1 tRNA gene and 1 rRNA gene are annotated in these 3,205 nt (G+C 48.1%); both read left to right on the forward strand.

Annotation, left to right across the window (positions count from 1 at the left end):
- Window positions 1–26: 26 nt before the first annotated feature.
- Window positions 27–100, forward strand: a tRNA-Ala gene (locus IM755_RS12720).
- A 130-nt stretch (window positions 101–230) separates the two neighbouring features.
- Window positions 231–3,111, forward strand: a 23S ribosomal RNA gene (locus IM755_RS12725).
- Window positions 3,112–3,205 lie beyond the last annotated feature (94 nt).

Consider the following 3,205-nt stretch of genomic DNA (forward strand, 5'->3'; position numbering starts at 1 on the left):
AACTGTTAACTGAACACTAAAAAAACGGGGGATTAGCTCAGCTGGCTAGAGCGCCTGCCTTGCACGCAGGAGGTCATCGGTTCGACTCCGATATTCTCCACGATTCCGAAAGGAAAAAAGTTCATTGACATATTGAGATAAAATACATTTAAAAAGTAGAAAGTACAGTAGATGTGTAGTAATATACATTTATAAAGAAAGTCCTAGTTTTATTTATAAAATTAGGCGGCACATAAGCAAAATAAGGGCGTATGGGGGATGCCTAGGCTCTCAGAGGCGATGAAGGACGTGATAAGCTGCGAAAAGCTACGGGGATTGGCACACACGAATTGATCCGTAGATATCCGAATGGGGCAACCCACTATGTTGAAGACATAGTACACCGATAGGTGAGCAAACCCGCTGAACTGAAACATCTAAGTAGGCGGAGGAGAAGAAAACAAAAGTGATTCCGTAAGTAGTGGCGAGCGAACGCGGATTAGCCCAAACCAGAGTTGTTACGGCAATTTTGGGGTTGTAGGACCACGACATTCTATGCGGATTGAACCGGAATAACCTGGAAAGGTTAACCAAAGAGGGTGATAGTCCTGTATGGGTAAGAGAAGATATAGATAGTGGTATCCTGAGTAGCGCGGGGCACGTGAAACCCTGTGTGAATTTGGCGGGACCATCCGCTAAGGCTAAATACTCCTGAGAGACCGATAGTGAACCAGTACCGTGAGGGAAAGGTGAAAAGAACCGTGAATAACGGAGTGAAATAGATCCTGAAACCATACGCTTACAAGCGGTCGGAGCCCTTTCGTGGGGTGACGGCGTGCCTTTTGCATAATGAGCCTACGAGTTACCGTTGCTGGCAAGGATAAGCACTTCAGGTGTGGATCCGTAGCGAAAGCGAGTCTGAATAGGGCGCTATAGTCAGTAATGGTAGACGCGAAACCGTGTGATCTACCCATGGGCAGGATGAAGCTGTGGTAACACATAGTGGAGGTCCGAACCGGTTGACGTTGAAAAGTCTTCGGATGACCTGTGGGTAGGGGTGAAAGGCCAATCAAACTCGGAAATAGCTCGTACTCCCCGAAATGCATTTAGGTGCAGCGCTGGGTATAAGTTATATAGAGGTAGAGCTACTGATTGGATGCGGGGGCTTCACCGCCTACCAATTCCTGACAAACTCCGAATGCTATATAATGTTTACCAGCAGTGAGGGCATGGGTGCTAAGGTCCATGTCCGAGAGGGAAAGAACCCAGACCATCAGCTAAGGTCCCCAAATGTATGCTAAGTTGAAAAAACGAGGTTTGTCTGCCCAGACAGCTAGGATGTTGGCTTGGAAGCAGCCATTCATTTAAAGAGTGCGTAACAGCTCACTAGTCGAGCGGACGAGCATGGATAATAATCGGGCATAAGCATACTACCGAAGCTATGGATTTGTAGTAATACAAGTGGTAGGGGAGCATTCTAAACTGGGTCGAAGGTGTGATGTGAGTCATGCTGGACTGTTTAGAAAAGAAAATGTAGGCATAAGTAACGATAATGCGGGCGAGAAACCCGCACACCGAAAAACTAAGGTTTCCGCAGCTATGCTAATCAGCTGCGGGTTAGTCGGGTCCTAAGGCGCACCCGAAAGGGGAAGTCGATGGCCAACGGGTTAATATTCCCGTACTACTTATAATTGTGATGGAGAGACGCAGTGGTGAAAGTACCGCGAACTGACGGAATAGTTCGTTAAAGCACTTAGCTATAGGCCCGGTAGGCAAATCCGCTGGGACTGGTGAAATGCGATAGTACTCAGAGTCTTCGGACAACGAGATAGTGTACCTAAAGGCTGCCAAGAAAATCTTCTAAACTTAGATTATAAGTACCCGTACCGTAAACCGACACAGGTAGTTGAGGAGAGAATCCTAAGGTGCTCGAGAGATTCATGGCTAAGGAATTAGGCAAAATAGACCTGTAACTTCGGGAGAAAGGTCGCCAGCAGCAATGCTGGCCGCAGTGAAAAGATCCAGGCGACTGTTTATCAAAAACACAGGGCTCTGCAAAATCGTAAGATGAAGTATAGGGCCTGACACCTGCCCGGTGCTTGAAGGTTAAGTGGAGATGTTATCTTCGGAGAAGCATTGAAATGAAGCCCAAGTAAACGGCGGCCGTAACTATAACGGTCCTAAGGTAGCGAAATTCCTTGTCGGGTAAGTTCCGACCTGCACGAATGGTGTAACGATCTGGATACTGTCTCAGCCATGAGCTCGGTGAAATTGTAGTAGCGGTGAAGATGCCGCTTACCCGCAGTGGGACGAAAAGACCCTGTGCACCTTTACTATAGCTTAATATTGACCTTGGACACGTGATGTGTAGGATAGGTGGGAGACTATGAAGTGGCGTCGCTAGGCGTTGTGGAGTCATTGTTGAAATACCACCCTTTGCTTGTCTGAGGCCTAACCCCGCGTTGCGGGGGACATTGTTTGGTGGGTAGTTTGACTGGGGTGGTCGCCTCCAAAAGAGTAACGGAGGCTTCTAAAGGTTCCCTCAGCACGCTTGGTAACCGTGCGTAGAGTGCAATGGCATAAGGGAGCTTGACTGAGAGACATACAGGTCGATCAGGTACGAAAGTAGAGCATAGTGATCCGGTGGTTCCGCATGGAAGGGCCATCGCTCAAAGGATAAAAGGTACGCCGGGGATAACAGGCTGATCTCCCCCAAGAGCTCATATCGACGGGGGGGTTTGGCACCTCGATGTCGGCTCGTCACATCCTGGGGCTGGAGAAGGTCCCAAGGGTTGGGCTGTTCGCCCATTAAAGTGGCACGCGAGCTGGGTTCAGAACGTCGTGAGACAGTTCGGTCTCTATCTACTGTGGGCGTTAGAAATTTGAGTGGATCTGATTCTAGTACGAGAGGACCGAATTGGACTAACCTCTGGTGTATCTGTTGTTCCGCCAGGAGCACTGCAGAGTAGCTACGTTGGGAAGGGATAAGCGCTGAAAGCATATAAGCGCGAAACCCACCACAAGATGAGATTTCTTTTAAGGGTCCTAGAAGATGACTAGGTCGATAGGCTATAGATGTAAAGGCAGTAATGTCATAGTCGAGTAGTACTAATAACCCGTTAGCTTATGTACAAGCCTCCCCGCTAAGGCGGGGAGCGAAACTTTCTTACCTTCGAGTAACCTCAGGTAACTTTTTAAACGATTTATCTCAGTATGTTAAGATATT

The organism is Flavobacterium proteolyticum (genome assembly GCF_015223105.1).
GTDB lineage: Bacteria > Bacteroidota > Bacteroidia > Flavobacteriales > Flavobacteriaceae > Flavobacterium > Flavobacterium proteolyticum.